Here is a 24,310-nt window from a genome sequence, read left to right on the forward strand (position 1 = left end):
TCGTTGGGAGTGTGTGATGAGTGTTGTTGCTGAGTCGCCGGTTTTCGCGGCACCGCAGAACGCCGAGATGGATGCTGCGGGCTGGCCGATCCGGGAGGATGTTTTCGCCGAAACCTTCGACGAGGCCGACGAATACCCGTTGCTCACCGACGAGGACACCCCAGAACCCGAGCTCGACGAAACCTATTGGCCCGGCGAGACGATCGAGCCCGAATGGGCCGACTACGTCGGCGAAGACGCCAACGACGAGTACTACCAGCACGACCACACCGAAACAGCCGACGAATTCTACGAACACGAACCAGCCTCCGAAACAGACCAATTCGAAGAAGCCGGCGACGTAGAAGCCGCCGAATTCGACACCCTCGATGAAGCCGGCCTCGATCACGAAGCCTTCCCCTCCGGTCTGGTACTCACCGCCCGACCCGGCCCCACCAGCCAAGGCGAAGAACACTGGGACCCCAACAACACCGGCCTGCCCCTGTATGACACCGGCCCGAACGTACGGAAACAAAAACTTTCCGCCAACTTCACCGTGGCCGAACTCGTCACCAGCGGCGGACGCCCCGCCGACCGCGCCCGCATCTCCCCCGCACTGGTGGCATGCCTGCAAGCCATCCGCGACCGAGCCGGCCGACCCGTCAAAATCGGCTCCGGCTACCGATCCTGGGCCAACAACGTGGCCCTCTACCGCGCCCGCGGCAAGAAACCCACCCTAAGCCGACACTGCAGCGGCCAAGCAGCCGACATCACCATCGCCGGACTCAACGGCATGCAGATCGCCAAACTCGCCATCGACGCCTACGGCAACAACATCGGTATCGGAATCGCGAAAACCTTCGCCCACATCGACGTCCGCGGCCGACCCGACACCTGGACCTACTTCACCGGCCACCAAAACACCACCACCCTCAACGAAATCAACCAATACCGAGCCAACCGCACCACCCCACCCACACCAACACCAACGAAAACGACAGATCGTTCAGCGGGAGTGGTACGCCGGGGAACGTTCAGCAAGTGCACCGGCAAGGCGCAACCCGGCGCCAGCGCGATGGCCGAACAATGGAAGCGGCTTACCGGTCGAAAGGCCGGAATCTACAACTGCCGCCAGACCACGTTCGGCACCCCATCGCTGCACGGCGAGGGTCGATCGATCGATCTGTACGCGAACGTCAACGATTCGGCGCAGCGTGTTCAGGCCGAGGCCTACATCGCGTGGCTGGTGACCAATGCCGTTGAGCTGCAGGTGGCATACCTCATCTGGAATCGGAGGCAATGGAGCTGGAAGAACCGCGCGAAGGGTTGGCAGCCGTACGGCGGCAGTAATCCGCACACGGACCACATCCACGTCGACCTCTCTTGGGAAGGCGCCCTCACGCCCAGTCCGCTCTTCGCGGGGCCGGTTCCCGGCGTCGGATCTATGTCACCGATGCCCCCACAGCCCGACAAGCCGCATGAGTGTACGGGCTGCTCGAAACCGCATGCGCGCAAGCTGCCGGCTCATGTAACCGCATTCGTAGAGAAGTATCGCGCCGAGGCAAAGGCAAGTGAAGTTCAAAGCGGGATTCCGTGGCTTGTCATATTGGGCCAGGCGGCCCTCGAATCCGGTTGGGGCAGAAGCATGTGCGCTCCGAACAACCTTTTCGGGATCAAGGCGAAGACCACGATGCCCGAGTCGAAACGCAAGTTGTGCCAGACCAAGGAAGTTCACAAGTCCCCCGATGTCCGCCACTACCCCGAGGTGATCTCCGTGACGCCGCGGCCGGACGGGCAATACACCTATGTCGTGCGGGATTGGTTCCGTTCATACGCGTCGGCGACAGAGGCATTCAGCGATCACGCGAAGGTACTTCAGCACAAGCGATATGCGAAGGCATTCGCACACAAGGACGATCCGTACGCCTTCGCCCGCGAGGTGGCTGCGGGCGGCTACGCGACCGGACCCGACTACTTCAAAGGGCTCAGTGGCGTCATGAAGCTTATCGAGACAGTTCCCGAGTAGATCGACCGCCTACAGGAGAGACACATGGCGACAGTGTCGATAACAACCAACGACGGCAAACTCAGCCATCCGTCGGCTGCTCTCGAGGTCAGCGCGACCAACCCGAGGTACAACCAACCCGCGTTGCGCGTGCACCAGGCCGGCACACGGGGCGGAGCGGCGTCGATCAGGATCGACGACCCCAACCCGGACATCGAGTTCGTCGAGACCGATACGGCCAACCCCGATCCTTCCGCCGGAAAGTTCGAGATAGCCGTCCAAGACGACCTGCTTCAGATCAATGGCCGCCGGAAAACAGTTGACCCGAACCTCAAGGGATTCGACACGATGCTGGTGTTCCAGCGTCCCGCAGCTGGTGGCAACGCCGGCTTCGGGTTCCGAGAAGCCAAACAGTTCAAGAAGTTCGGTGAGGGACATGGCGCCATCGTGATCGCGAATAGCTCCCTAGCCCCGACCTCGAATGTCCCCGGCGCCGGAATTCTCTACGTCGAGGCCGGGGCGCTGATGTATCGCGGGTCGAACGGCACCGTGACCGCGATCGCACCCGCATAGCACGACCGTTTTTCGAAGGAGAAGCCGATGACAATACAGAACCCCGAAGCCATCCTCGAGGCCGAAGCCGTTCGCGACAGGACCACTTCGAGCTTCATCTGGCCGTTGGGCCACACGAAAGTACCCGATGAGATGAACACGTCATTCGGACCGCGCATCGATGCAGACCGATGGGACTTCCATGACGGAATCGACTTGCCCGCCGCGGTTGGCACCCCTGTCCATGCGATGGCCTCAGGCATTGTCTACCGCGCCGGACCTGCGGACAAGACCGGCGCCCGCGGGTACGGGTCCACGCACGTTGTACTGCGAGTCACGGATCCGAACGACAACATGAAAAACCTGTATCTCGTCTATCTGCATCTCGATAGCATCGCGGAGGGAATCGTCGCTGGCGCCGAGATCGATCAGGGAGATGTGATCGGAAGGGTCGGTCAAGAAGACGCTACCTATCCGCATTTGCATGTTGAATTCCGCAAATCGAGGGCGACGCAACCGAACAGCCGACACCCTTTGCACTATCTGCCGTACGCCGACAGCGCGAACTTCACCAACCTTCGCGCAGACCGCTGCAACTTCTACCAGCACAATGGCCAAAAGCGGGCGGTGCGCCTGCGTTTCGATGTCACCAACCGCCAAGAAGGCGACGTGCAAGGCATCGAAGTGGAGCTGCAAGGCTCCACTGGCACAGGGGTGGCGCCGCGAACCCTGCACGTGGACTTCGACGACCGCAACACCATTGTCAGCAACAAAGGCGACCAACACGCCTTCAACAGCGAGGGAGTCGCCGTTGAGGGGTACCAGAAATCGAACTTGAAGGGCGAGTCGCTCCACGACTTGCAGTACGGCGTCATCATCAAAGATGTCGCCCCGACATTCAAGAAGGCACGGCTGAAGGTACTGTGTTCGCGCGGTCATGAATCGGCGTACAAGGAACTCGGGTTACCCGAGCTCACGTCGAATGAACACGCCGTCCACAATGCGGCTGATTTCGAGGACGAGGCCTTTCCGCCGCCTGGTTGGCAGCGGCACGTGACGGCGCCAAACGTGTCTCGGCGGGATGCAGCGGCCGCACTCAACGGACGATGGGGTCTACTCTGCCAGGATCTCAAGAGCGAACCGCGAGACCTGCTCCGCGCCGGGCTTCGATTCCCATTGCACGCACGCACGTCTGCGCGCCCGATGTCATGGCGCCTTGCCGCGGACATCCGGGTCGCGGAACTCAAGATGGACGCAGACCGGGAGATCTACCCTTTGGCGTTCCTGGCGTGCGAGGACATCGTGGCGGCGGCGTGTATCCGCAAGGTGCCGACCGATGCGGGCGACAGGTTCGTGGCTGGCGTCGTCATCCGCGGCACGGACGGATTCTTCAGGCAGAGAATCGATGTCGTCGAAGGCCTGCTAAGCGAGAACGTCCTTGTCAGGCAGGAACTCGAGTTAGTGCGGATCGGGACACGCCAGACGACCGCCATCCTCAGATCGGGAAGCAAGGTGGTGGCACGTATCAACGGTGATACGACGACTGTCGAGCCCGACGCCTGTTCGGTGGGGATACTGCACAGGCACAATGGTCTGGAGGCAACGCTGCATTTCGATCAGCTGCTCATCACCGAGGCGCCGCGATAGATGGCTGGTGCGCAGTCAGGCCTTCACCGCCTGTGGCGCCTTCCACGTGCCGTTCAGCGCGTCCGGCTTCGGCCAGTACAGCCGCAGCACCATCTGGAACGGACCCGTGGGCGCGGGGAGCCAGTTGGCCTCCTTATCGATGCCCGGCGACTGATTCTGGATGTAGAACGTGTAGCCACCATCGGGATCGCGTAGCAGGCTCGGCAGCATCGGGGAGTTGATCAGGTACCGGTTCATCGGATTGTCGACCAGCAGACTCTGCGGCAGCTCGTACATCGTCAGCGACCAGAACGCGTTCACTGGCGGCAGTTGGCCCGGTGCGAACTTCACCGTGTAGTTGTTGTCACCCGTCAACGGCGCACCGGTGGAGTCGTGGACAAGGCCCGGGTACAGCGCCTCGGCTGCGGTGTTGCCGTAAATGCCGAAAATTGCGCCGGCCATCCGGTAGAGGTAGTTGCCCTTCAAATCCTCTGCGGTACCGAAGAATTGCGCCGACCCCACTTCACCGGTGTCGATCTTGGTCTTCTTGAGGTTGTCGAGTTCCGCCCAGGCATCAGCCATCCCGCCCTCGATCGCCGACCGCATCTCCGGAGTCAGTTTGTCGGCGTTGAAGTTGCCCTCGGGACCGATGCCGATCGTTTCGAAGCGAGCACGCAAGTCCTTCTCCGACGGCAACGTCGGCGCGAACCGCAGCGCGAAGTCAAGGATCTCGAAGAACTGCGGCGAGGTCTTCTCCTGGTCGCGGGTCAGCGGCGGCGCGAAGTCTATCGGCGGCGGGGGCGGTGGTGCGGGTTGGTTCAGGTAGGCCGACAACGGTTGCACCTGGTAACCGGCCTGGATCTTCTTCACCTGGTCGATGTCCGACGGGCCGAACAGCTGCGTGCGGTAGATCACCAGGGCCAACTCGGTGTCGGACTGGATGACCCCGTTGATGCCGTCGGGCTTTACGCCCTTCCAATTCGGGCCTGCCAGAAGGTATTTGCCGCCGCTGTTGCCCGTGGTGCGGCTGCCGACGTAGGCCATGTTGTAGGTGTAGAGGTCGATGAACTGCAAGGAGTAGTAGCGGTCCTGCTCGATCGGCGGCACCGTCAGCACCAGCGGCTCAGCACGCAGGTCCGCGCCGAGAGCAGAGTACGGGGTGTCCGAGTTGGGCGTCTGGACCGCCGTGTCTTTCGGGGTGTACACCCTTGCGGCGCTGTGGATTTCGTTCCAGCCGCCCTTGTATTCAGGGTCGTCCTTGTTGACGAAGTAGGAGTACATCACCCGATAGTTGTCCACCATCGGATAGCCGTAGATGTAGGCGTCTTTCGCGATCGCGCGGGCCTGCTCGGGAGTCACCGCGGCCGGAGTCGGTGACGACGGCGGCGACTTCGGTTGCTCCTCCGATCCTTTCGTGCTGCACCCCGCGATCAGAGCTAATACTGCGATGACGACCCCGATGCGGCGAATCAATGCTTTTCCAGCTGCTCAGTGCGGGCGCCCATGGACCGACCCAGCGCGGCCACTTCGGCATCCATCTTCGGCATCAATGTCGGTGCGGTCTTGCGTATCGGCGCCTCGCCGATACGGCTCGACAGCACCGGTTTGAGCCATCGGAACACCCCGACCCAGCCGGGACAGTAGATGCGGGCCTTGCGGGCCTCGATGCCTGCGACGAACGCCTCGCCGCACTTCTGCACCGACGTTGTCTTGCCCAACGGGCCCGGCAGCGAGCTCAGCATCTCGCGGAACGCGGGCATATCGGCCTTGGAGTGGCGGACCAGCGGCGTGTCGATCCACGACATATGCGCAGAACCGACGTCGACACCAAGATGTGCGACCTCGAGGCGAAGCGAGTTGGCGAAGTGCTCGACGCCGGCCTTGGCCGCGTCGTAGGGCGCCATACCGGGTGCCGCGGCGAAGGCCGCCAGCGACGACACGATCAAGACGTAGCCACGCTGATCGATAACCGACTGCAACGCTGCCCGAACGGTGTGGAAGACGCCGACGACGTTGACGTCGACCAGCGTCCGAAATGCCTGAGGATCGACCTGAAGCACCGATCCGTATGTGCCGATTCCGGCATTGGCCATCACGATGTCGATGCCGCCGAAGCGCTCGATGCCCTTGTCGACGGCGAACTGCATGGCCGACAGCTCACGGACGTCAGCGACGACCGTGAGGACCCGCTCCTCGCCGAGGCGAGCCGCGACCTCGTTGAGCAGCGTCTCATCGATATCGGTCAGCACCAGTTTGGCGCCCTTGGCATGCAGGCGCGCAGCCACCTCGGCGCCGACACCGTTCGCGCCTCCGGTGATCAGGGCGACTTTTCCGTTCACAGAACTCATGGCCGTCAACGTACTCCACCGCCTGTACGGCCTTGGCCGATTGACAGTCAGCCTTCAACTAGCGGCGCAAGGGCATCAAGAAGTGGCCCCGCGTCACCCGGATCTCCACTCTTGGCCCAAGTTCCCTCGAACTCGGCGACCTCGACGCCGACGACGGCGTTTTCCGCCAAACGGCTTGCTACACCGCGTAATTCACCAAGGCTCAGCCCGTTCGGGACGCGGTAGTCCGTTGGCACCAGACCCGGCTCGAGCACATCGCAGTCGAGGTGGAAGTACACCGGGCGATCCCCCACCGCCGCGTCGAGGTCGTCCAATAAGCCAGGGCCGACCGGAACATGTCGCACGACGCCCTCGTCGATCAGGTGGCGCTCAAACGGGTCGAGGTCGCGCGCCCCGCCCAACACCACGTTGGCGAGTGCGATGCCCGACCCCAGCCCCGAGTCCCACAAACCCATCGGACCTGACAGCGCCAGTCCGCCGAGAAACGCCGTGCTGCTCGACTCGGGCGTGTTGATGTCGCCATGCGCGTCGAACCACACCACGAGCGCATCCTGGTGGAAACGCGCCATCACCGGCAGCGTGGCCAATGCCACGGCGCAGCGCGTCAATGCGGTGACCGGTGTCTGGCCCGCGGTGTAGATGTCCTCGTATCGCTGCGACATCGCCTCGAGAGTCGGTGCGGCCGCTGTGAGTTCGGTTCGCCAGTCCGTGCTGAGCGGGGGCTCCGGCGTGCCGACGGTCGTGGCGGACAGGCCAAGCCGGTGTTGCCATTCCGCGCCCACTGCCGCGGCACCGCCGAATCCGCGATCGTTGTGGTCGCCGGCGCGACCCTGAAATACGGTGAGTGCGAGCATCATCGCGACAACTGAACACCCAGTAGCGCATCGACCGCAGTGGCGACCGCCTGTGGGGCCTGGGAGTCGTGGCCACCGTACTCCAGCGTATCCGTGACCCAGCCGTCCAGTGCGGCAAGCGCTTTCGGGGTATCCAGATCGTCTCCAAGATATTGGCGTACCCGTGCGATCACATCGGCCGCGTCGGGACCCGCAGGGAGCGACGTGGCGGCCCGCCAGCGGTGCAGCCGGGCGTTGGCCTCGTCGAGCACCTGCGGGCTCCAATAGCGGTCGGCGCGATAGTGCCCTGCGAACAGGCCGAGCCGGATGGCCGCCGGGTCGACGCCCTCGGCACGCAGCCGTGAGACCAACACGAGGTTGCCGCGACTCTTGCTCATCTTGTGCCCGTCCCAGCCGATCATCCCGGCGTGCACATAATGACGCGCGAATCTCCGTTCCCCCGTTACAGATTCGGCGTGCGCGGCGGAGAACTCGTGGTGCGGGAAGATCAGATCGCTGCCGCCGCCCTGGATGTCAAGGCCGGTGCCGATACGCGACAGCGCGATCGCGGTGCATTCGACATGCCATCCGGGTCGTCCCGGCCCGAACGGCGACGGCCAACTGGGTTCGCCGTCGCGTTCCGCGCGCCACATCAACGCGTCGAGTTCGTCGCTCTTGCCCGCCCGGTCGGGGTCACCGCCGCGTTCGGTGAACAACCGCAGCATGGTGTCGCGGTGATAGCCGGACTCGTAGCCGAACTGCTGTGTGGCATCGGCGCGGAAGTACACGTCGGGATATTGGGGATCGTCGACGACATACGCAGCGCCGGAGGCGAGCATCTTCTCCACCAGCTCGACGACCTCACCGATCGCGTCAGTGGCCGCGACATAGTCATGTGGGGGCAGCACCCGCAACGCCGCCATGTCTTCGCGGAACAACTTGGTCTCACGGGTGGCCAGCGCACGCCAGTCAACGCCGTCCCGGTCGGCGCGCTCGAACAGCGGGTCGTCCACGTCGGTGACGTTCTGCACGTAATGCACAGTGTGGCCCGCATCCAGCCACACCCGGTGCACCAAGTCGAATGCCAGATAGGTCGCGGCGTGGCCGAGGTGGGTGGCGTCGTACGGGGTGATGCCGCACACGTACATCGTGGCTGTCTCGCCCGGAGAAACGGGCCGGATCTGCCGGTCGGCGCTGTCGTAGAGCCGCAGCTGCGGACCGCGGCCCGGCAGCGCCGGGACGTCCGGAGCCGGCCAGGAATTCATAGCGTCGACTTTAGGCATCCCGGTGAGTGACGCCGCGAGCGGCTGATTCATTCCCGTTCAACGATCCCGATAGGCCGACCGGATGCCGTCGAGCAGCACGTCTGCCAGCTCGGCACGGCACATCAGGAAGTCCGGTAGGTAGGGATCGCGCCGGTTGTAGATCATCGGAGAGCCGTCCAACCGCGACGCATGCAACCCCGCCGCCTGCACCACTCCCGCGGGCGCCGCCGAGTCCCACTCCCACTGGCCGCCCGCATGCACGTAGGCGTCGACGTCGCCACGGACCACGGCCATCGCCTTGGCGCCCGCCGAGCCGATCCGCACCATCTGGATGTCCATCCGGTCCCGCAGCCGCCACAGCACCGCAGGCGGCCGACTGGCGCTGGCCGTGATGCGGATGGGGCCCTCGCGTCGCGGCGGCGGAGCGGTGACGGTATCGGTTCGGTACACCTCGCCGCGCGCCGGGAGCGCCACCGCGGCGTCGGTGATGCCGCCGCCATGGGGTCCGCCGTTGCGTTGCCACAGCGCGACGTGCACGGCCCAGTCGGTGCGTCCCGGCCAAGAGAACTCTCGCGTGCCGTCCACCGGGTCGACGATCCAGACCCGGTCGGCGTGCACGCGAGACACGTCGTCGGCGGCCTCCTCGGACAGCACCGCGTCGTCGGGCCGGTCGCGTTTGAGCCTGTCGAGGATCAGCGTGTTGGCCCGCATGTCCCCCGCGTCGCCGAGGTCATACGGGTCGTCGAACCCGACCTCCTCGCGGACAGCGAGCAAGAGCTTTCCGGCGTCGGCGGCCACGTCGGCGGCCAGCTCCGCATCGGTCAGGCTCATCAGAACGCCGGCCACGGGATGGGCCGGCGCCGGTCCGGTGTCGGCATCACCGGATTATCCAGCAGCGCAACGGTTCTGGCGTGCAGCGCAGCCACCTCACGACGGGTGATGTATTCGCGCAACTGGTCGCCGAGGTCTCCGCGCAGTTGATCGCGCAGCCGCGCCACCGCCTCCAGCGTCTCGTCGTCGACAGGTTTTCCCGACCACCCCCACAGCACAGTGCGCAGCTTGTCCTCGACGTGCAGGCTCACGCCGTGATCGACGCCGTACACGTGGCAGTCGACACCGCGCAGAATGTGGCCGCCCTTGCGGTCGGCGTTGTTGATCAGGACGTCGAAGACGGCCATCCGGCGCAGCCGAATGTCGTCGGCGTGCACCAACGTCACTTCGTCGCCGGCATAGTCGTAGGCCTGCAGCACGGGCAGAAAGCCGGGCGGGAGATGGCCCGCAGGCAGCAGGTCGACGAGGTCGGGCCCGACTGCGGGTTCGTCGCCGACTTCATCACCGGGCTGGTCCACCCACAACTGCAGCATGCCGACGCCAGCGGGCCCGTCGCGAATGATGGTGTAGGGCACGATGTTCCAGCCCAGCGCATCAGAGATGAGGTAGGCGCTGCGTTCGCGGCCTGCCAGGGTGCCGTCCGGAAAGTCCCACAGCGGGGCTTCGCCCTTGATCGGCTTGTACACGCAATGAGCTTGGCGCTCACCGAGATGCGCTTCGCAGAGGAAGGTGGCGTTGCTGGCTGAGCGGATTCGCCCGATGACGGTCAACTCGCCGCGCCGCAACACCTCACCGTCTGGGCCGCCGTTATGAATCGGCGTCATCATCGGACCCGGCAAGGGCGCCGCGCCGATAGCCGTTGGTGCGCACACAGATGTGCCCCTCCGGATCGAGCGGCTCATCGCATAACGGGCACGGCGGGCGGCCGGCCGATATGACGCGATTGGAGCGCGCCGCGAACTGGCGCGCCGATTCGGGCGTCAGGAACACCCGGACGGCGTCGGGCCCCTCCTCGGCGTCGTCGAGCACGACCGACGCGTCGAACTCGGTCTCGGACACCGCGAGCAATTCGACGACGACCGTCTGCGCCTCCGAATCCCAGCCAAGCCCCATCGTGCCGACGCGGAATTCTGCGTCAACCGGGGTGATCAGCGGGCTCAGATCCTCGATGTCGCCGGTTTCGGGCGGGATTGGGGTGCCAAAGCGGCGGTTGATCTCCAGCAGCAGCGCGGCGATCCGCTCGGCCAGCACAGCAACCTGCTGCTTCTCCAGGACCACCGAAATCACGCGCTTGTCGTGAACGGCCTGCAGGTAGAAGGTCCGATTGCCCGGCTGCCCGACGGTCCCGGCGACAAAGCGGTCGGGTGTGCGGAAGACGTGAATTGCGCGGGCCATGGCACCCTCCAAAATACCGGCATCACCTGATCGGGCCGTAATTGCGCGCCCGGCCGTCGGTCGTCAATCGGTCGAACCGCCGACCACAGCGTCTTGCGGCGGCACCTCCCCGTCCTCCCTGTCGGCTTCCCCGTCGGCCTTCGGCGGCTGGGCCAGCAATCCGGCGGTGAGCGCAGCCCCAGTGTGGTTGACGTGGATGACGAACGGACGCAACGCCGTGTAACGGATCACACTCATCGATGCCGGGTCGGCGGTGATGCGCTGGAAGCTATCGAGGTGGGTGCCGAGCGCGTCGGCCACCACGGACTTGATCACGTCGCCGTGCGTACAGGCCACCCACAACGCGTCGCTCTCGTGCAGCTCGGCCAGCTTGCGGTCGTGTTCACGGACCGCTGCCACGGCGCGAGCCTGCACATGCGCCAGTCCCTCGCCACCGGGGAAGACGGCCGCGCTCGGCTGCTGTTGTACCACCGCCCACAGCGGTTCTTTGACCAGATCGCCGATCTTGCGGCCGGTCCAGCTGCCGTAGTCGACCTCCGAGATGCGTTCGTCGACCACCGGATCCAGTCCGAGCGCGGCGGCCAACGGCTCGACGGTGCGACGGCACCGCAACAGCGGCGAACGCACGATCGCGCGGATCGGCAGCCCGGCCAGCCGCTCGACGATCGACTGCGCCTGCTCGAGGCCTTTGTCGTCGAGGTCGACGCCGTCGCTGCGACCGGCCAAGGTGTGTGCGGTGTTTGAGGTCGACCTGCCGTGCCGCAGCAGGATGACCGTCATGTCGCGGAGACTACCCCGGTCGCGAGCAACGCGATGACCACGGCGCCGAGTATCACGCGGTAGCCGACGAACCAGTACATGCTGTGGCGCACCAAAAACCGCAAGAACCACGCCACGGCAAGAAACCCGATGACGAACGCGATCCCCGTGGCGACAAGCAGTTGTGGGCCGCTGGCGCTCATCCCCTCACCGACGGGATGAAACGCGTCGGGCAGAGAGAACAACCCCGACGCGAATACGGCGGGAATGGCGAGCAGAAAGCCGAACCGGGCCGACAATTCCCGGTCGAGCCCGAGGAACAAGCCGGCGCTGATGGTCGCGCCCGAGCGAGACACGCCGGGCACCAACGCCAAACACTGCGCCAGGCCCACGATGACGCTGTCCTTCCACGTCAGCTGTTCGGCATGGCGGGTCTGCTTGCCGACGTATTCGGCGAACGCGATGACGGCCGAGAACACGATCAACGCGCTGGCGATCAGCCACAGATTGCGTGCGCCAGTTCGGATTTCGTCTTTGAACAGCAGACCGAGGACACCGATCGGGATGGTGCCGATGATGACGTACCAGCCCATCCAGTAGTCGAGGCTGCGATGTGCCGCGACGAAAAGGCCGTTGAACCAGGCCTTCAGGATGCGACCGATGTCGCGGGCGAAGTACAACAGCACAGCCAGTTCGGTGCCCAGCTGGGTGACCGCTGTGAATGAGGCGCCCGCGTCATCGTCGAAGAAGATTCGCGACGCGATTGCCAGGTGGCCTGATGAAGAGACGGGCAGGAATTCGGTGAGCCCCTGCAACACCGACAGAACGACAACTTGCAGCCAGGACATCGCAGGCGCCTCGATCACGCCGACGACCGTACCGTGGGCCAGCTGTTAACGCGCTATGCGAGGCACCGGGTGCGCGTCGGCCACCGCGTCGCGTACGGCCGCGGCCAGGCTGCGCTCGTCGGTGAGATCGATGTCGGTGAGCTTGCGGCTGGCGGTGGCGACCACGTCCTCGGTCTGCGGGACTGGACCGACGATGCGCGGCCGGTAGATCTCCACGACGAGCATCTGCTTTTCAACGTGGAAGGAGAAAGTGCGTCCGTCGCCGACTTGGCCAAACCCGCTCGCGTGTAGACCTGTGGTGATGTCCTCGATAGCAAACTGTTGAGCACCCAAATCCCGGTCTGCGGCGAGGGTCATGATCGCACCATACCTCCGCTTATGCCGCCGGGCGTGGCGGACGGGACCATTTGTGGATAGCTCGCCTGCCTACACTTGCTCGTCAAACAAGATCGAATTCGCACTCCTGAGAGCTACCCTTTGTTGCGTCGTCTAAACACCTTCGCTCAGCTAATTCGCGGCAGTGCAGTTGTGCTGGCAACAGCCGGATTGGTCGGTTGCTCGGCGAACCGTACCGACGCGCCGCCGCCGACCATCGTGCCCGCCACGGCCGCGCAGTCGCCTGCCGTCACAGGCGCGCCCGCGGGAGTGGTGCGACCGCTGCCCGGGCTCGCGCAGGCCGCGGTGTTCGACTCGGCGACCTCATCGTTGGCCGTGCTCAGCCCGCTTTTGGAGAGCCAGTCCGTGGTGACGGTCGTGCCGGCGGGCGGCCAACCGCGACCGGTGACGCTGCCAGCACCCGCGACGGCGCTCACCGGCGACAACGACGGCAAGGTGTACGCATCGACACGCGGCGGCTATTTCCGAATCGACCTTCGCGCCGCCACGGCCAATAGGGTGGATGTCGATGGCCAACGGAGCACCGACTTCACCGCGATCGCGCGGCGTGCCGACGGCAAGTTGGTGCTCGGCAGCGCCGACGGTGCGGTCTACACACTGAGCTCCGATTCGGCGGTCGGGGCGTCGCTGAAGATCTTCGTGAAGGTCGATTCCCTTGTCGCACAAGGTAATACGGCCGTGGTATTGGACCGCGGCCAGACGTCGGTGACTACGGTCTCGGCCAGCGGCAAGGAGGCCCAGCACGCGCTGCGGGCCGGGGAGGGGGCGACGACGATGGCCGTCGATTCGGCGGGGCGGGTGCTTGTCGCCGACACCCGCGGCGACGAACTGCTGGTGTTCGGCACCGACCCGCTGATGCTGCGCCAGCGCTACCCCGTGCACGACGCCCCGTACGGGCTGGCCGGCTCGAAAAAGCTGGCCTGGGTGTCGCAGACGGCGATCAACACGGTGGTTGGCTACGATTTGGCTACCGGTATCCCCGTGGAAAAGGTGCGTTATCGAACCGTGCAGCAGCCCAACACCCTGGCCTTCGACGAAGCGTCTGGCACCCTGTATGTGGTGTCCGGCTCTGGAGCGGGTGTGCAGGTGATCTCTGACGCCGCGGAGCTCAAATGACGATGATGCAGCATGGGCGGATGCCACCTGGCTGGGACAACGATTTGTCCGACGAGTACGAGTGGATCCCGCTCCGGCTGCCGCCGGATCTGACCAGAATCAATGCCTCCACTCGATTGTCGATCGAGGCCGAATACCGCGGCTGGGAGCTCACCCGGGTCCGGTTGTATACCGACGGCAGCAGGCGGGTGCTGCTGCGCCGCAAGAAGACCGCCGTCGACCGGATTCCGGACCAGCCCGCACTGTGATGTACCGCGCGCTGCGGCGGGCGTTGTTTCTGGTGGCCCCCGAACGGATCCACACCTGGGTTTTCGCATTGCTGCGTGCGGTGACCGCCGTCCTTCCAGCACGGCGCCTGCTGCAGCGATGGCTGGCTCCGCACGACCCCGTGCTCGCCAGCACCGTTTTCGGCGTTCGGTTCGCCGGCCCGGTTGGTCTGGCGGCCGGGTTCGACAAGGACGGCAGGGGGCTGCACACCTGGGGCGCGCTGGGTTTCGGCTATGCGGAGGTCGGCACGGTCACCGCGCAGGCGCAGCCCGGCAACCCGCAGCCGCGGATGTTCCGCCTGGCCGACGACCGCGCGCTGCTCAATCGGATGGGGTTCAACAACCACGGTGCTGGTGAGCTCGCGCTGCGGCTGACCCGGCGAACGCCCGAGGTGCCAATCGGAGTCAACATCGGCAAGACCAAGGTCACGCCGCCGGAGGGCGCCGTCGAGGATTACGCCGAAAGTGCCCGGCTCCTAGGCCCGTTGGCCGCCTTCGTGGTGGTCAACGTCAGCTCGCCGAACACCCCTGGGCTGCGCGACCTGCAGGCGGTCTCATCGCTGCGGCCGATTCTTGCGGCAGTGAAGGCGGAGACGTCGAAGCCGGTGCTTGTCAAAATCGCACCTGACCTCTCCGATGACGACGTCGACGAGATTGCCGATCTTGCAGTCGAATTGGGCTTGGCGGGCATCGTCGCGACGAACACCACGGTGTCGCGTGATGGGCTCACCACACCCGGCGTCGATGCGTTGGGTGCGGGTGGTATTTCCGGTCCGCCCGTCGCGCAGCGGTCCGTGGAGGTGCTGCGGCGGCTGTACAAGCGCGTCGGCGACACGTTGGTGTTGATCAGTGTCGGGGGCATCGAGACCGCGGATGACGCGTGGGACCGCATCACTTCGGGTGCATCTCTGCTGCAGGGTTACACCGGCTTCATCTACGGAGGCGGATTGTGGGCCAAGCACATTCACGACGGCATCGCGCGTCGCCTGCACGAAGGCGGATTTGCATCGCTGACGGACGCCGTGGGCTCAGCCATTACGCGCGAGCAGACGTAAAAGTCCCCATTTCGTCGGCGTGTCGGCGCCTTTTGCGTCTGCTCGCGCTACTTCTGCTCATACGTGCCGTGGATGACGGCGCGGGCGATCGCGTTCATGAACAGGTTGAAGCCCAAGTAGGCCGGGCTGGCGTCGCCGTCGAGTTCGAGCTTGGGCACCTTGACGGCATGCACCGCGATGAAATACCGGTGCACACCGTGCCCCTGCGGCGGCGCGGCACCGATGTAGCGCTTGAGTCCGGCGTCGTTGGCCAAAGTCAGTGCGTCCCCGGGCAATCCGCTGCCGTCGCCTGCACCTGCGGGCAACTCGGTGACGGTCGCTGGCAAGTTGGCGACGGCCCAGTGCCAGAAGCCGGATGCGGTCGGCGCGTCGGGGTCATAAACCGTGACGGCGAAACTCTGTGTCTCCTCGGGGAATCCGGACCAGGCCAGCTGCGGCGAGACGTCATCGCCGCCCGCGCCCATGATGCCGCTCACTTGCTCGTTGGACAGCGCCTGCCCGTCCGTGACCGACTCCGACGTCAGCGTGAACGACGGCAGCTTCGGAAGAAACTCGTAGGGGTTGTAGTCAAATGCCATGGTGCTCCCTTTCTAGTGGTCAGCTGTGCATCAGGAAATGCCCGAGAACCTGGGTGCCGAACTTCAATGCATCGACGGGTACCCGTTCGTCGACGCCATGGAACAGTGCGGTGAAGTCGAGGTCCGGCGGCAGTTGCAGCGGCGCGAACCCAAAGCATCGAATCCCCAAGCGGGCGAACGCTTTTGCATCGGTGCCGCCGGACAACATGTACGGCACGATGCGGGCATCCGGATCGACGGAGAGGATCGCACCGTTCATGGCGTCCACCAGGTCGCCGTCGAACGCCGTCTCATAGGACGGCAGCTCGGTGATCCACTCCCGCGTCACATCGGGGCCGATCAGCTCGTCGACCTCGCGCTCGAAAGCCGCCTGACGGCCAGGCAGGATGCGGCAGTCGACCACCGACTCGGCGGTGGCGGGGATGACGTTGGCCTTGTAGCCGGCCTTGAGCATGGTCGGGTTGGCGGTGTCGCGCAGGGTGGCGCCGACGACGCGGGCGATCGGGCCGAGCTTGGCGATAGCGCCGGGGAGGTCGGGGGAATTCCGGTCGAACTCGTAGCCCGTCTCCTCCGTGATCGCCTGCAGGAACTGGCCTACGGCGTCGGTCATCACCAACGGGAACTCGTGGCGACCGAGTTTCGCGGTGGCCTCGGCGACGGCGGTGACCGCGTTGTGCTCGTGGATCATCGATCCGTGACCGGCATGGCTGCGGACGGACAGCTTCATCCACATCATCGCCTTCTCGGCGGTCTCGACCAGGTACAGCCGCCGTTCGCCGCCGTTTTTGCGCGGCACGGTCAGCGAGAACCCGCCGACTTCACCGACCGCTTCGGTGACGCCCTCGAAAAGGTCGGGCCGGTTGTCGACCAGCCACTGCGACCCGTACTTGCCGCCGGCTTCCTCGTCGGAGAGGAACGCGAAGACCAGATCGCGCGGCGGCACGGTGCCCGCACGTTTGAAGTGCCGGGCGATCGCGATCAACATGCCGCACATGTCCTTCATGTCGACCGCGCCGCGGCCCCACACGTAGCCGTCCTCGACGGCACCGGAGAACGGGTGCACGCTCCAGTCCGATGCCTCGGCGGGCACCACGTCGAGGTGCCCGTGCAGCAGCAGGGCGCCGCGGTCGGGATTGGCGCCTTTGAGCGTGGCGAACACGTTGCCGCGGCCAGGACCGCCTGCCTCGACGTATTCGGTCGTGTAGCCGACCTCTTCGAGCTGTTCGGCCACCCAGCGGGCGCATTCGGCCTCGCCCTTGGTGGTTTCGGGCTCGCCGGTGTTGGAGGTGTCGAAGCGGATCAGCGCGCTGACGAGGTCAACCACCTCAGCTTCGGCGTTGGGGGGAGGCGTCACAGTCACCATTCGTACCATTGAGAGGGCCGTTCGGTTTGGGCGCGGGCTGTCCCATCCGATAGCCTTAGCTGCCCAACTGGTCCGAGTGGCGGAATGGCAGACGCGCTAGCTTGAGGTGCTAGTGCCCTATTAACGGGCGTGGGGGTTCAAGTCCCCCCTCGGACACACTTTCATTAGGCGCATCACCGCAGCTAGACAGCAGTTATGCGGCGCGGGCGGCGACGGTCGGCAGGCGCTTTGGACACGCTTTGGACACTCTCTGCAATCTTCGCGTCCAGATTGACGGCTACCGCATCAAGGTCACTGTCGAACAGGTCGGCATAGATCCGCAACGTGACACTCGGGTCCTTGAGGCCGAGCATCCGGGACAACGGAAGAACATTCGCGCCTGAACTAACGGCCAGGCTCGCGCACGTGTGCCGAAGATCGTGCGCTGTGATCGTTTGAACCTGTGCGCGTTCGACCGCCCGATTGAACCATCCTGTTGAGTCATAGCTCGGACGCTTGAGGTAGCCGCCACTGCGCGCCGGGAACAGCAGATCGTCCGCCGAGCGGCCCTCGCACCGCGCCGCCAGCCGAGAGAGCACCGAAGCCGCCGCCGGCACTAACCGATTCTCCTTGCCCTTCGTCTGCCCGACCTCAAAAATCTGCCCGACCTGTACAGCGTTACGGTGCACCGAGATCCGACGCTTTAGGAACTCGACGTCGGCGACGGTCAACGCGATCGCCTCACCCCACCGCAAACCGGTGAATGCCAGGGTCAGCACCAAGTCCGCAGCATCGAGGATTCCCGCCAGGATGCCCACCGCACGATTGACCACCGTGGCACTGATCCGGCGCGAGTGATCGACGCGGCCCATGCCTTCACGTCCAGGCTGTCCTTGGATGTCTCGACCTTCGATGCCCACGTCCGACGCGTCGCGCTTAGTGGCGATCCTCGTTTGCGGCTTGTGATTCCGTTCGGCTGTCGATACCGGACCTCCCATCGCTCCCCCGCGCCGGTCGAATAGCGCTTAATCGTCGCCATCAGTCAGTCCCTTGAATCGGCGTTCGCGTACCCACAACGGCAGCGCACGATCGATAAACGATCCCTCCGTACCCGCGACGAGGGGCGCGGCGGCCGTAAGCCAACGCCAAACGGCGGCTGCCTGGACCGGCTTCTGCCAACCCGTAACTGGCACTTGGTCTTTCTCGGTGACTATGTCCAGATCGGGCCTCAACGCGGGCATCAACAATGAAGCCGGCCCATCGAGGCATGTGCAATGCGTGTTGAGTGGCGGTAGTGGAGCGCACCAACTCGCCAACACCAGGAGCCACACCAGCCACGCTAGACCGCCGAGCCGCACTGCCCCAAAAATCTTTGGATTTAATCCGATCTTTGCTCTACCAAGTCGGCGGCCTTGGGTGCTCGGGAGGGTCGGCCCGCCACCCCCCGTAATGGCATGACGCACCACGCGCGGTTGCAGGCACGTCCTTTGCTTCCGACTACCAACACCAATGCCGCACGTTGCGGCGGCCTGCGGAGAGGACGAAAATCGAGGCTGGCTGTGTTGCAACACGCGGATCGTAAAAGGGGGTTGCACGATGAGGCTCATGAAAATCTTGGCCGAAGCGGTCATCGCTGGCGCGCTTGGCTTCACCGCCTTCGGACTGGGCGCGGGCGTCGCGAACGCCAATCCTCCGTCCCCCTTCGCATCAGGGACACCGTGGGCACAAGATGAAGGCCACGGCCATGGGCATTGGGGCTGTGGAGAAGATGGATGCGGGGGCGGAAACTGGGGAGACCAAGGGAACTGGGGAGGCGGAGGCAACTGGGGCGCCCCAGGCTGGAACCCTGGGCTTTACGGCTGCGTCAGCGGTCCAGTGGGATGGGGCACCGGCTTCATTTGCATCTAAGCCGCGGATCGTACTAAGCCTCGAACAGTGCGCGTATGCCCAAGCGGAACACATATACGCCATACAGCATCGTCGCGCAGGATCGCATGCCGGGTTTGGCCGCGGCAGATCGAGCACTTGAGCGTCATAATGCAGCGCCAGCCCAGGGGATGGAGATTGTCGTCCCGCGCGCGGGTCTTTTTGCTGTTGACCGCGCTTTCATCCCTCGGACCTGGTAGCTCTGTGGGGGTTCAAGTCCCCCTCGGACACACGACCAAGCCGAGCGAAAAGCGAGCTCGCTCGCTTTTCCGAGGCGCGGGAGTGTGTTGACGAGCGGGTTCGAAGAACCCGCGAGGATCACACAAGCGATTGAGCGGCGAAGCCGCGATCACACCAGAGTTTCACGCCTCGTTCGGCATGTTGGTCCAGCCCTTGCGGTCGGCGCGGGCATACCACCCGGAAGCCGCGAGCGTGCCGCCGTCCACCGGGATCGTCTGTCCGGTGATGAACCGCGCATCGTCGGAAGCCAGGAATTCCACGACGGCCGCATAGTCGTCGGGCCTGCCGAAGCGGCCCGCCGGGATCCACGTCCTGATCAAGTCTGGGTCGCGGCCCCGCAGCATCAGTTCGGCAGGCGTCTGCAGCGTGTCGGCGAGGTCCGGAGCGATCGCATTGACCCGGATCCCGTGCTGCGCGACGTCGACGGCCAGGCTACGGGTGAACGCCACGACGCCCGCATTGAACGCCGCGTACGGGGCGGCGTAGGGAATGCCGCGAAACGCCTCGACGGTGGCGTTGTTGATGATCGCGCCGTTTGCGCGCTTGACCATCGCGGGTAACACGGCGTGGCACATGCGAAGCACATGGAGCAGATTCAGTTCGTAGAGCGTCTGCCACTGCTCCTCGGTGCTGTGCAGGAAGTCTCTGGCGGCGGGCCGGAAGTCGCCGACGTTGTTCACCAGAATGTCGATACGCGAATCACGAACGGCCAGTGCAGTTTCGGTGACATCAGCCACCACATCACGGTCGCGGATGTCGCCGACGACGATCGTGCAAGTGCCACCCGCTGCGACAATCACGTCACGAGTCGCCGTTGCCGCATCGGCGTTGATGTCGCTGAGCACCACGTGCGCGCCTGCCGCTGCCAGTCGCGTGCTGATGCCGCCGCCAATGCCTTGCGCGCCACCGGTGACGATGGCGACCTGTCCCGTGAACCGCATCGGGACAGCGTATTGGTCAGTACACGTCGCGCACGTAGCGTTTCGATGCGACGAGTTCGCGCTTGTAGTCGTGGGCGTCTTCGTCCGACATCGAGCCGTGCGTTTTGATGATCGACGTCAGCGCCGCATCGACATCCCTGGCCATCCGGTTCGCGTCACCGCAGACATAGAAGTGCGCGCCGTCGTCGAGCCACCGCCACACGTCCGCGCCGTAGTCGAGCATCTTGTGCTGGACGTAGACCCGCTTGGCCTGATCCCGCGAGAACGCCAGGTCCAGCCGGTTGAGGAAGCCGTCGCGGACCATGTCCTCGAAATCGTCACGGTAGTAGAAGTTTTCGCTGCGATAGCGGTCGCCGAAGAACAGCCAGTTGCGGCCACCGTGGCCGAGTGCCCGCCGTTCCTGCAGGAAGCCGCGGAACGGCGCGACGCCGGTGCCGGGTCCGACCATGATCATCGGCGTGCCGCCGTCCTCAGGAGGCCGGAAGTGCGGTGAGCGTTGCAGGAATACCGGCGCTGCGGCCGCCCGGTCGGCAAGGAACGTCGAGCACACTCCGCCGCGCTGGCCGCCGTCGGCGCCGCGGTAGCGCACCACAGACACCGTCACCTGGACCTCGTTCGAGCTGATCAGCGGGCTCGATGAGATCGAGTAGTTCCGCGGCGTCAGCCGGACCAGGACCTCTTGCCACTCCTCGGGCTCGGCGCGAACGGCGAACTCCTGGACGATGTCGAGGCCGTTGCGGTCCACCAACCACTTGTCGAGCTTGTCCTTCGGTGCCATCAGCGCCTTGGCGGCCGCCTTGTCACGACAGGATTCGGCGACGAACCGCAGCAGGTTGGGCGTCACCCGACAGATGTCGTAGGACACAATCAGCGCATCACGCAGGCTCTGCTCGTTGCCGTCGACCTCAACCGAGGTATCTCCACTGAGCCCGGTCGCGGTCAACCAAGCGTCGACCGTCGCGGGGTCGTTCGTCGCGTAGACGCCCAGTGAATCGCCGACCGCATAACTGACGTCGTATTCTGAGATGTCAAAGCCGAACTGGCGCACTTCTTTTCGTGACGTCGGCGCGGTCAGCACGGTGTTGCGGGACAGAGGCGCGAGCAGCGGCTTGGCGCGGGTGAACGGCTCCGCGCGCTTCGGCTTCGTGACGGTCGGCACGCCGCCGTTGTGACCATTCGGAGGCTTGGCGACGGTCTCGGCTACCAGCGCGGTGATCCTTTCGGCCCAGCGGTCCATTGGCTCGTTGTCGTAGACCTCGCACTCGGTGCGGTCCAGCATCCGCGTCGCACCCAGCGCCGAGAGCCTGCCGTCGATCGCCTTGGCGTGGCCGCAGAAGTTGGCATACGAGCGGTCGCCGATGCCCAAGACCGCGTATCGCACCCCGTCCAACGCCGGTGCGTCGGCCGCATGCAGGCGATCCCAGAACCCGGCACCGTTGTCCGGCGGCCCGCCGTCGCCGAAGGTGCTGGTGATCACCAGCACATCGCGCGCCGCGGCCAGCTCAGCCAGCTGCATGTCGTCCATGTTGACCAGCTGGGAGTCGCCGAGCCGCTCGGCCAACCGCGCGGCGAAATCCTCGGCGTTGCCGGTCTGCGACGCCCACAACACCAGCGGCCCGGCCTTGGTGGGCTGCAGCTCGGGGGTCGTTGTCAGGCGTGAGTAACGGCCTGCCAGCAGACCGTCGATCCACAACCGGACGCCGGTCGCGACGGGCGCCGATGCCGGGAGCACGGGCACTCCGCTGACGCCCTCTGCAAGCCCACTGAAAAAGGCTGCGAGGTAAATCTTTTCGCCCTCGGTGAGCGTCGGCTTGCGCTGGCTCAAGTCCAGTTCGTCAACGACGGGGTCCATCGTTTTCACCGGCCGCAGGCCCACCGCGCACACCTTGAACTCGGGTTGCAGCGAATCAGGGTCGACGGCGTCGTTGGTCAGCGCGTTGATGGTCAGGTACTCGCCGTGTTCGTCGTTCCAGTGGAACGGGACAAAGCAGTTGCCGGGCCGCACCCGGTCGGTGACGACGGCAGGTAGCACCGCCCTGCCCCGGCGCGACGTCAGCTCGACGGGTTGGCCGGCGACGATGTCGAGCGCGGCGGCGTCAACGGGGTGAATCTCGACGAACGGCCCGCTGTCCAGCTTGTTGAGCTTGTCGACCTTGCCGGTCTTGGTCATCGTGTGCCATTGGTGTTGCAGCCGACCAGTGTTGAGCACCAGCGGGAAATCCTCATCGGGCAGCTCCCGCGCATCCATGTGCGGACGGGCATGAAACACCGCGCGCCGAGACGGCGTCGGGAATGCCAGCCGCGGGGTGTCGTCGTTCTCGTCGACGAACAGGTCTTGGCTGACACCGTCGTTCAGGTAGCGGATCGGATGACGGTCCGCGTCATCCGGCGGACACGGCCATTGCAGCGGTGTCTGCCGCAGCCGCTCGTAGCTGGCGCCACGCAGGTCGTAGCCGGTCTTCGGATTGGCGAACCGGCGGATCTCGTCGAAGATCTGCTCGCTCGATTGATAGTCGAAATGTTCGCCAAAGCCCATGTGCGCGGCCACCTGACAGATCAGCTGCCAGTCGGGCCGCGACTGCCCGGCAGGCGGGATCGACTGCTGCAAAAGCGTCAGGTTGCGCTCGGAATTGACCATCACAGCATCGGATTCGGCCCACAGCGTGGCGGGCAGCACGATGTCTGCGTAGTTGTTGGTTGCGGTGGTCGCGTACGCGTCCTGGGTGATCACAAGGTGCGCGTTCTCAAGCCCGGTGATCACCGTCTTCCGATTGGCAACGGTGGCAACGGGATTGGTGCAGATGATCCAGCATGCCTTGATCGTGCCGTCAGCGAGTTGCTCGAACATGTCGATGGTGCCGGGGCCGACGTCACTGCGGATGGTGCCCGGCTCCAGACCCCACTGCGTCTCGACGAAGGCACGGTCGTCCGCCGAGAGCACTGACCGCTGCCCCGGCAAACCGGGCCCCATGTAACCCATTTCGCGGCCACCCATGGCGTTGGGCTGGCCGGTCAGCGACATCGGCCCGCTGCCGGGCCTGCAGATCGCACCGGTGGCCAGATGCAGGTTGCAGATCGCGTTCGTATTCCAGGTGCCGTGCGTGCTCTGGTTGAGCCCCATCGTCCAACAGCTCATCCACTCCCCGGCATCGGCGATCATGCGCGCGGCGGTGCGGATGTCGGATTCGGCGAGGCCGGTGATCTCGGCGACCCGGTCCGGCGGGTAGTCGGCAAGGAACGCAGGCATGGCGTCCCAGCCCTCGGTGTGCTCGGCGATGAATTCGGTGTCGATATCACCGTTTTCGACCAGCAGGTGCAGTATTCCGTTCAGCAGCGCCAGGTCGGTGCCTGCCTTGATCTGTAGGAACAAATCAGCATGCTCGGCGGTGGTGGTGCGACGGGGATCGACGACGATCAGCCTGGCGCCGGCCTTGAGGCGGTCGGCCATCCGCAAGTAGAGGATGGGATGGCAGTCGGCCATGTTGGAGCCGATGACGAAAAACAAGTCAGTGCAATCGAAGTCGGTGTACGACCCCGGTGGGCCGTCTGCGCCGAGCGACTGCTTGAATCCGGCGCCGGCGCTGGCCATGCACAACCGCGAGTTGGATTCGATGTGCACGGTTTGGATGAATCCCTTGGCCAGCTTGGCGGCCAGGTACTGGGCCTCGATCGACATCTGACCGGATACGTAGAGTGCGACGGCGTCCGGGCCGTGCTCGTCGATGATCGCGCGCAGCCGTCGACCGGCCTCGGCAACAGCGTCGTCGACGGGCGTCGGCACGGGTTCGTCGGCGCGGGTCGGGCGCAACAGTGCGGACTTCAACCGGCCGTCGTCGGCCGCCATCATCTCGGCATGCGTGGCGCCCTTGGTGCATAGCCGGCCGAAGTTCGTTGGATGCAACTTGTCACCGGAGACGCGGGCAATGACGGTCTTGCCGTCCTTTTCGGCGGTTTGCACCTCGATACCGCAGCCGACGCCGCAGTACGAGCACGCAGTCCTTGTCACCGC

21 protein-coding genes and 1 tRNA gene are annotated in these 24,310 nt (G+C 65.0%); 7 read left to right on the top strand and 15 right to left on the bottom strand.

Annotation, left to right across the window (positions count from 1 at the left end; translation table 11 throughout):
• The first annotated feature begins 16 nt into the window (after positions 1-16).
• Genes MYCSM_RS35285 through MYCSM_RS18310 form a run of 3 tightly spaced genes read left to right on the top strand, consistent with a single transcriptional unit; the run spans position 17 to position 4,183 of the window.
• Entirely contained in the window at positions 17-2,005 is a 1,989-nt protein-coding gene (locus MYCSM_RS35285) for a glucosaminidase domain-containing protein (RefSeq protein WP_015307650.1), read from the top strand.
• Between the two features lie 24 nt (positions 2,006-2,029).
• Entirely contained in the window at positions 2,030-2,557 is a 528-nt protein-coding gene (locus MYCSM_RS18305; protein ID WP_015307651.1) for a hypothetical protein, read from the top strand.
• 27 nt (positions 2,558-2,584) lie between these two features.
• Positions 2,585-4,183, top strand: coding sequence for a M23 family metallopeptidase (locus MYCSM_RS18310; protein ID WP_015307652.1), 1,599 nt, complete (start codon positions 2,585-2,587; stop codon positions 4,181-4,183).
• Between the two features lie 15 nt (positions 4,184-4,198).
• Here the strand turns inward: MYCSM_RS18310 and MYCSM_RS18315 are convergent, their stop codons facing one another.
• The 10 genes from MYCSM_RS18315 to MYCSM_RS18360 form a co-directional block, all read right to left on the bottom strand.
• Positions 4,199-5,635 carry a DUF1254 domain-containing protein gene (locus tag MYCSM_RS18315; protein ID WP_015307653.1) on the bottom strand — a complete coding sequence of 479 codons (1,437 nt, stop codon included), beginning with the start codon at positions 5,633-5,635 and terminating at the stop codon, positions 4,199-4,201.
• Positions 5,632-6,510, bottom strand: coding sequence for an SDR family oxidoreductase (locus MYCSM_RS18320; RefSeq protein WP_015307654.1), 879 nt, complete (start codon positions 6,508-6,510; stop codon positions 5,632-5,634). Before MYCSM_RS18320 ends, MYCSM_RS18315 begins: the two co-directional genes overlap by 4 nt.
• Positions 6,511-6,557: 47 nt before the next feature.
• Positions 6,558-7,367 carry an arginase family protein gene (locus tag MYCSM_RS18325; RefSeq protein ID WP_015307655.1) on the bottom strand — a complete coding sequence of 270 codons (810 nt, stop codon included), beginning with the start codon at positions 7,365-7,367 and terminating at the stop codon, positions 6,558-6,560.
• A complete protein-coding gene (gene mshC, locus MYCSM_RS18330) occupies positions 7,364-8,608 on the bottom strand; it encodes a cysteine--1-D-myo-inosityl 2-amino-2-deoxy-alpha-D-glucopyranoside ligase (protein ID WP_041312374.1) in 1,245 nt (414 codons plus the stop codon). Before mshC ends, MYCSM_RS18325 begins: the two co-directional genes overlap by 4 nt.
• Positions 8,609-8,665: 57 nt before the next feature.
• Positions 8,666-9,439 carry a 3'(2'),5'-bisphosphate nucleotidase CysQ gene (locus tag MYCSM_RS18335; RefSeq protein WP_015307657.1) on the bottom strand — a complete coding sequence of 258 codons (774 nt, stop codon included), beginning with the start codon at positions 9,437-9,439 and terminating at the stop codon, positions 8,666-8,668.
• A complete protein-coding gene (locus tag MYCSM_RS18340) occupies positions 9,439-10,263 on the bottom strand; it encodes an SCO1664 family protein (protein ID WP_051073771.1) in 825 nt (274 codons plus the stop codon). The genes MYCSM_RS18335 and MYCSM_RS18340 overlap by 1 nt, the downstream gene beginning before the upstream one ends.
• The gene (locus MYCSM_RS18345) at positions 10,247-10,834 is read right to left on the bottom strand and encodes a DUF3090 domain-containing protein (protein ID WP_015307659.1); all 588 of its coding nucleotides are present in this window, start codon (positions 10,832-10,834) and stop codon (positions 10,247-10,249) included. Before MYCSM_RS18345 ends, MYCSM_RS18340 begins: the two co-directional genes overlap by 17 nt.
• A 63-nt stretch (positions 10,835-10,897) precedes the next feature.
• Positions 10,898-11,614 carry a histidine phosphatase family protein gene (locus tag MYCSM_RS18350; protein ID WP_015307660.1) on the bottom strand — a complete coding sequence of 239 codons (717 nt, stop codon included), beginning with the start codon at positions 11,612-11,614 and terminating at the stop codon, positions 10,898-10,900.
• Positions 11,611-12,441 carry an undecaprenyl-diphosphate phosphatase gene (locus tag MYCSM_RS18355; RefSeq protein WP_015307661.1) on the bottom strand — a complete coding sequence of 277 codons (831 nt, stop codon included), beginning with the start codon at positions 12,439-12,441 and terminating at the stop codon, positions 11,611-11,613. Before MYCSM_RS18355 ends, MYCSM_RS18350 begins: the two co-directional genes overlap by 4 nt.
• Positions 12,442-12,486: 45 nt before the next feature.
• Positions 12,487-12,798 (bottom strand): hypothetical protein, encoded by a 312-nt coding sequence (locus MYCSM_RS18360; protein WP_015307662.1) that lies wholly within the window; start codon positions 12,796-12,798, stop codon positions 12,487-12,489.
• A 171-nt stretch (positions 12,799-12,969) separates the two neighbouring features.
• Between MYCSM_RS18360 and MYCSM_RS18365 the strand changes: the two genes are divergently transcribed.
• From MYCSM_RS18365 to MYCSM_RS18375, 3 genes are read left to right on the top strand one after another with little or no spacing between them, the layout of a single operon-like run.
• Positions 12,970-13,953 carry a YncE family protein gene (locus tag MYCSM_RS18365; protein WP_015307663.1) on the top strand — a complete coding sequence of 328 codons (984 nt, stop codon included), beginning with the start codon at positions 12,970-12,972 and terminating at the stop codon, positions 13,951-13,953.
• Positions 13,950-14,201, top strand: coding sequence for a DUF5703 family protein (locus tag MYCSM_RS18370; protein WP_015307664.1), 252 nt, complete (start codon positions 13,950-13,952; stop codon positions 14,199-14,201). The genes MYCSM_RS18365 and MYCSM_RS18370 overlap by 4 nt, the downstream gene beginning before the upstream one ends.
• Entirely contained in the window at positions 14,201-15,274 is a 1,074-nt protein-coding gene (locus MYCSM_RS18375; protein WP_015307665.1) for a quinone-dependent dihydroorotate dehydrogenase, read from the top strand. Before MYCSM_RS18370 ends, MYCSM_RS18375 begins: the two co-directional genes overlap by 1 nt.
• A gap of 47 nt (positions 15,275-15,321) precedes the next feature.
• On the opposite strand, the gene MYCSM_RS18380 is transcribed toward MYCSM_RS18375, so the two are convergent.
• Entirely contained in the window at positions 15,322-15,852 is a 531-nt protein-coding gene (locus tag MYCSM_RS18380; RefSeq protein ID WP_015307666.1) for a YbhB/YbcL family Raf kinase inhibitor-like protein, read from the bottom strand.
• Between the two features lie 19 nt (positions 15,853-15,871).
• Entirely contained in the window at positions 15,872-17,215 is a 1,344-nt protein-coding gene (locus tag MYCSM_RS18385; RefSeq protein WP_041312376.1) for a M20/M25/M40 family metallo-hydrolase, read from the bottom strand.
• Positions 17,216-17,285: 70 nt separating this feature from the next.
• On the opposite strand from MYCSM_RS18385, the gene MYCSM_RS18390 reads away from it, so the two are divergent.
• Positions 17,286-17,371, top strand: a tRNA-Leu gene (locus MYCSM_RS18390).
• 26 nt (positions 17,372-17,397) lie between these two features.
• Here the strand turns inward: MYCSM_RS18390 and MYCSM_RS18395 are convergent.
• The 3 genes from MYCSM_RS18395 to MYCSM_RS18410 all read right to left on the bottom strand — a co-directional run bounded on the left by MYCSM_RS18395 (position 17,398) and on the right by MYCSM_RS18410 (position 24,307).
• Complete coding sequence (locus MYCSM_RS18395) at positions 17,398-18,066, bottom strand: tyrosine-type recombinase/integrase (protein ID WP_232425620.1); 669 nt, start codon at positions 18,064-18,066, stop codon at positions 17,398-17,400.
• A gap of 1,416 nt (positions 18,067-19,482) precedes the next feature.
• A complete protein-coding gene (locus tag MYCSM_RS18405; protein ID WP_015307670.1) occupies positions 19,483-20,301 on the bottom strand; it encodes an SDR family NAD(P)-dependent oxidoreductase in 819 nt (272 codons plus the stop codon).
• Positions 20,302-20,317: 16 nt separating this feature from the next.
• A complete protein-coding gene (locus tag MYCSM_RS18410; RefSeq protein WP_041314353.1) occupies positions 20,318-24,307 on the bottom strand; it encodes a bifunctional nitrate reductase/sulfite reductase flavoprotein subunit alpha in 3,990 nt (1,329 codons plus the stop codon).
• Between the last annotated feature and the right edge of the window lie 3 nt (positions 24,308-24,310).

This window comes from Mycobacterium sp. JS623 (assembly GCF_000328565.1).
GTDB lineage: Bacteria > Actinomycetota > Actinomycetes > Mycobacteriales > Mycobacteriaceae > Mycobacterium.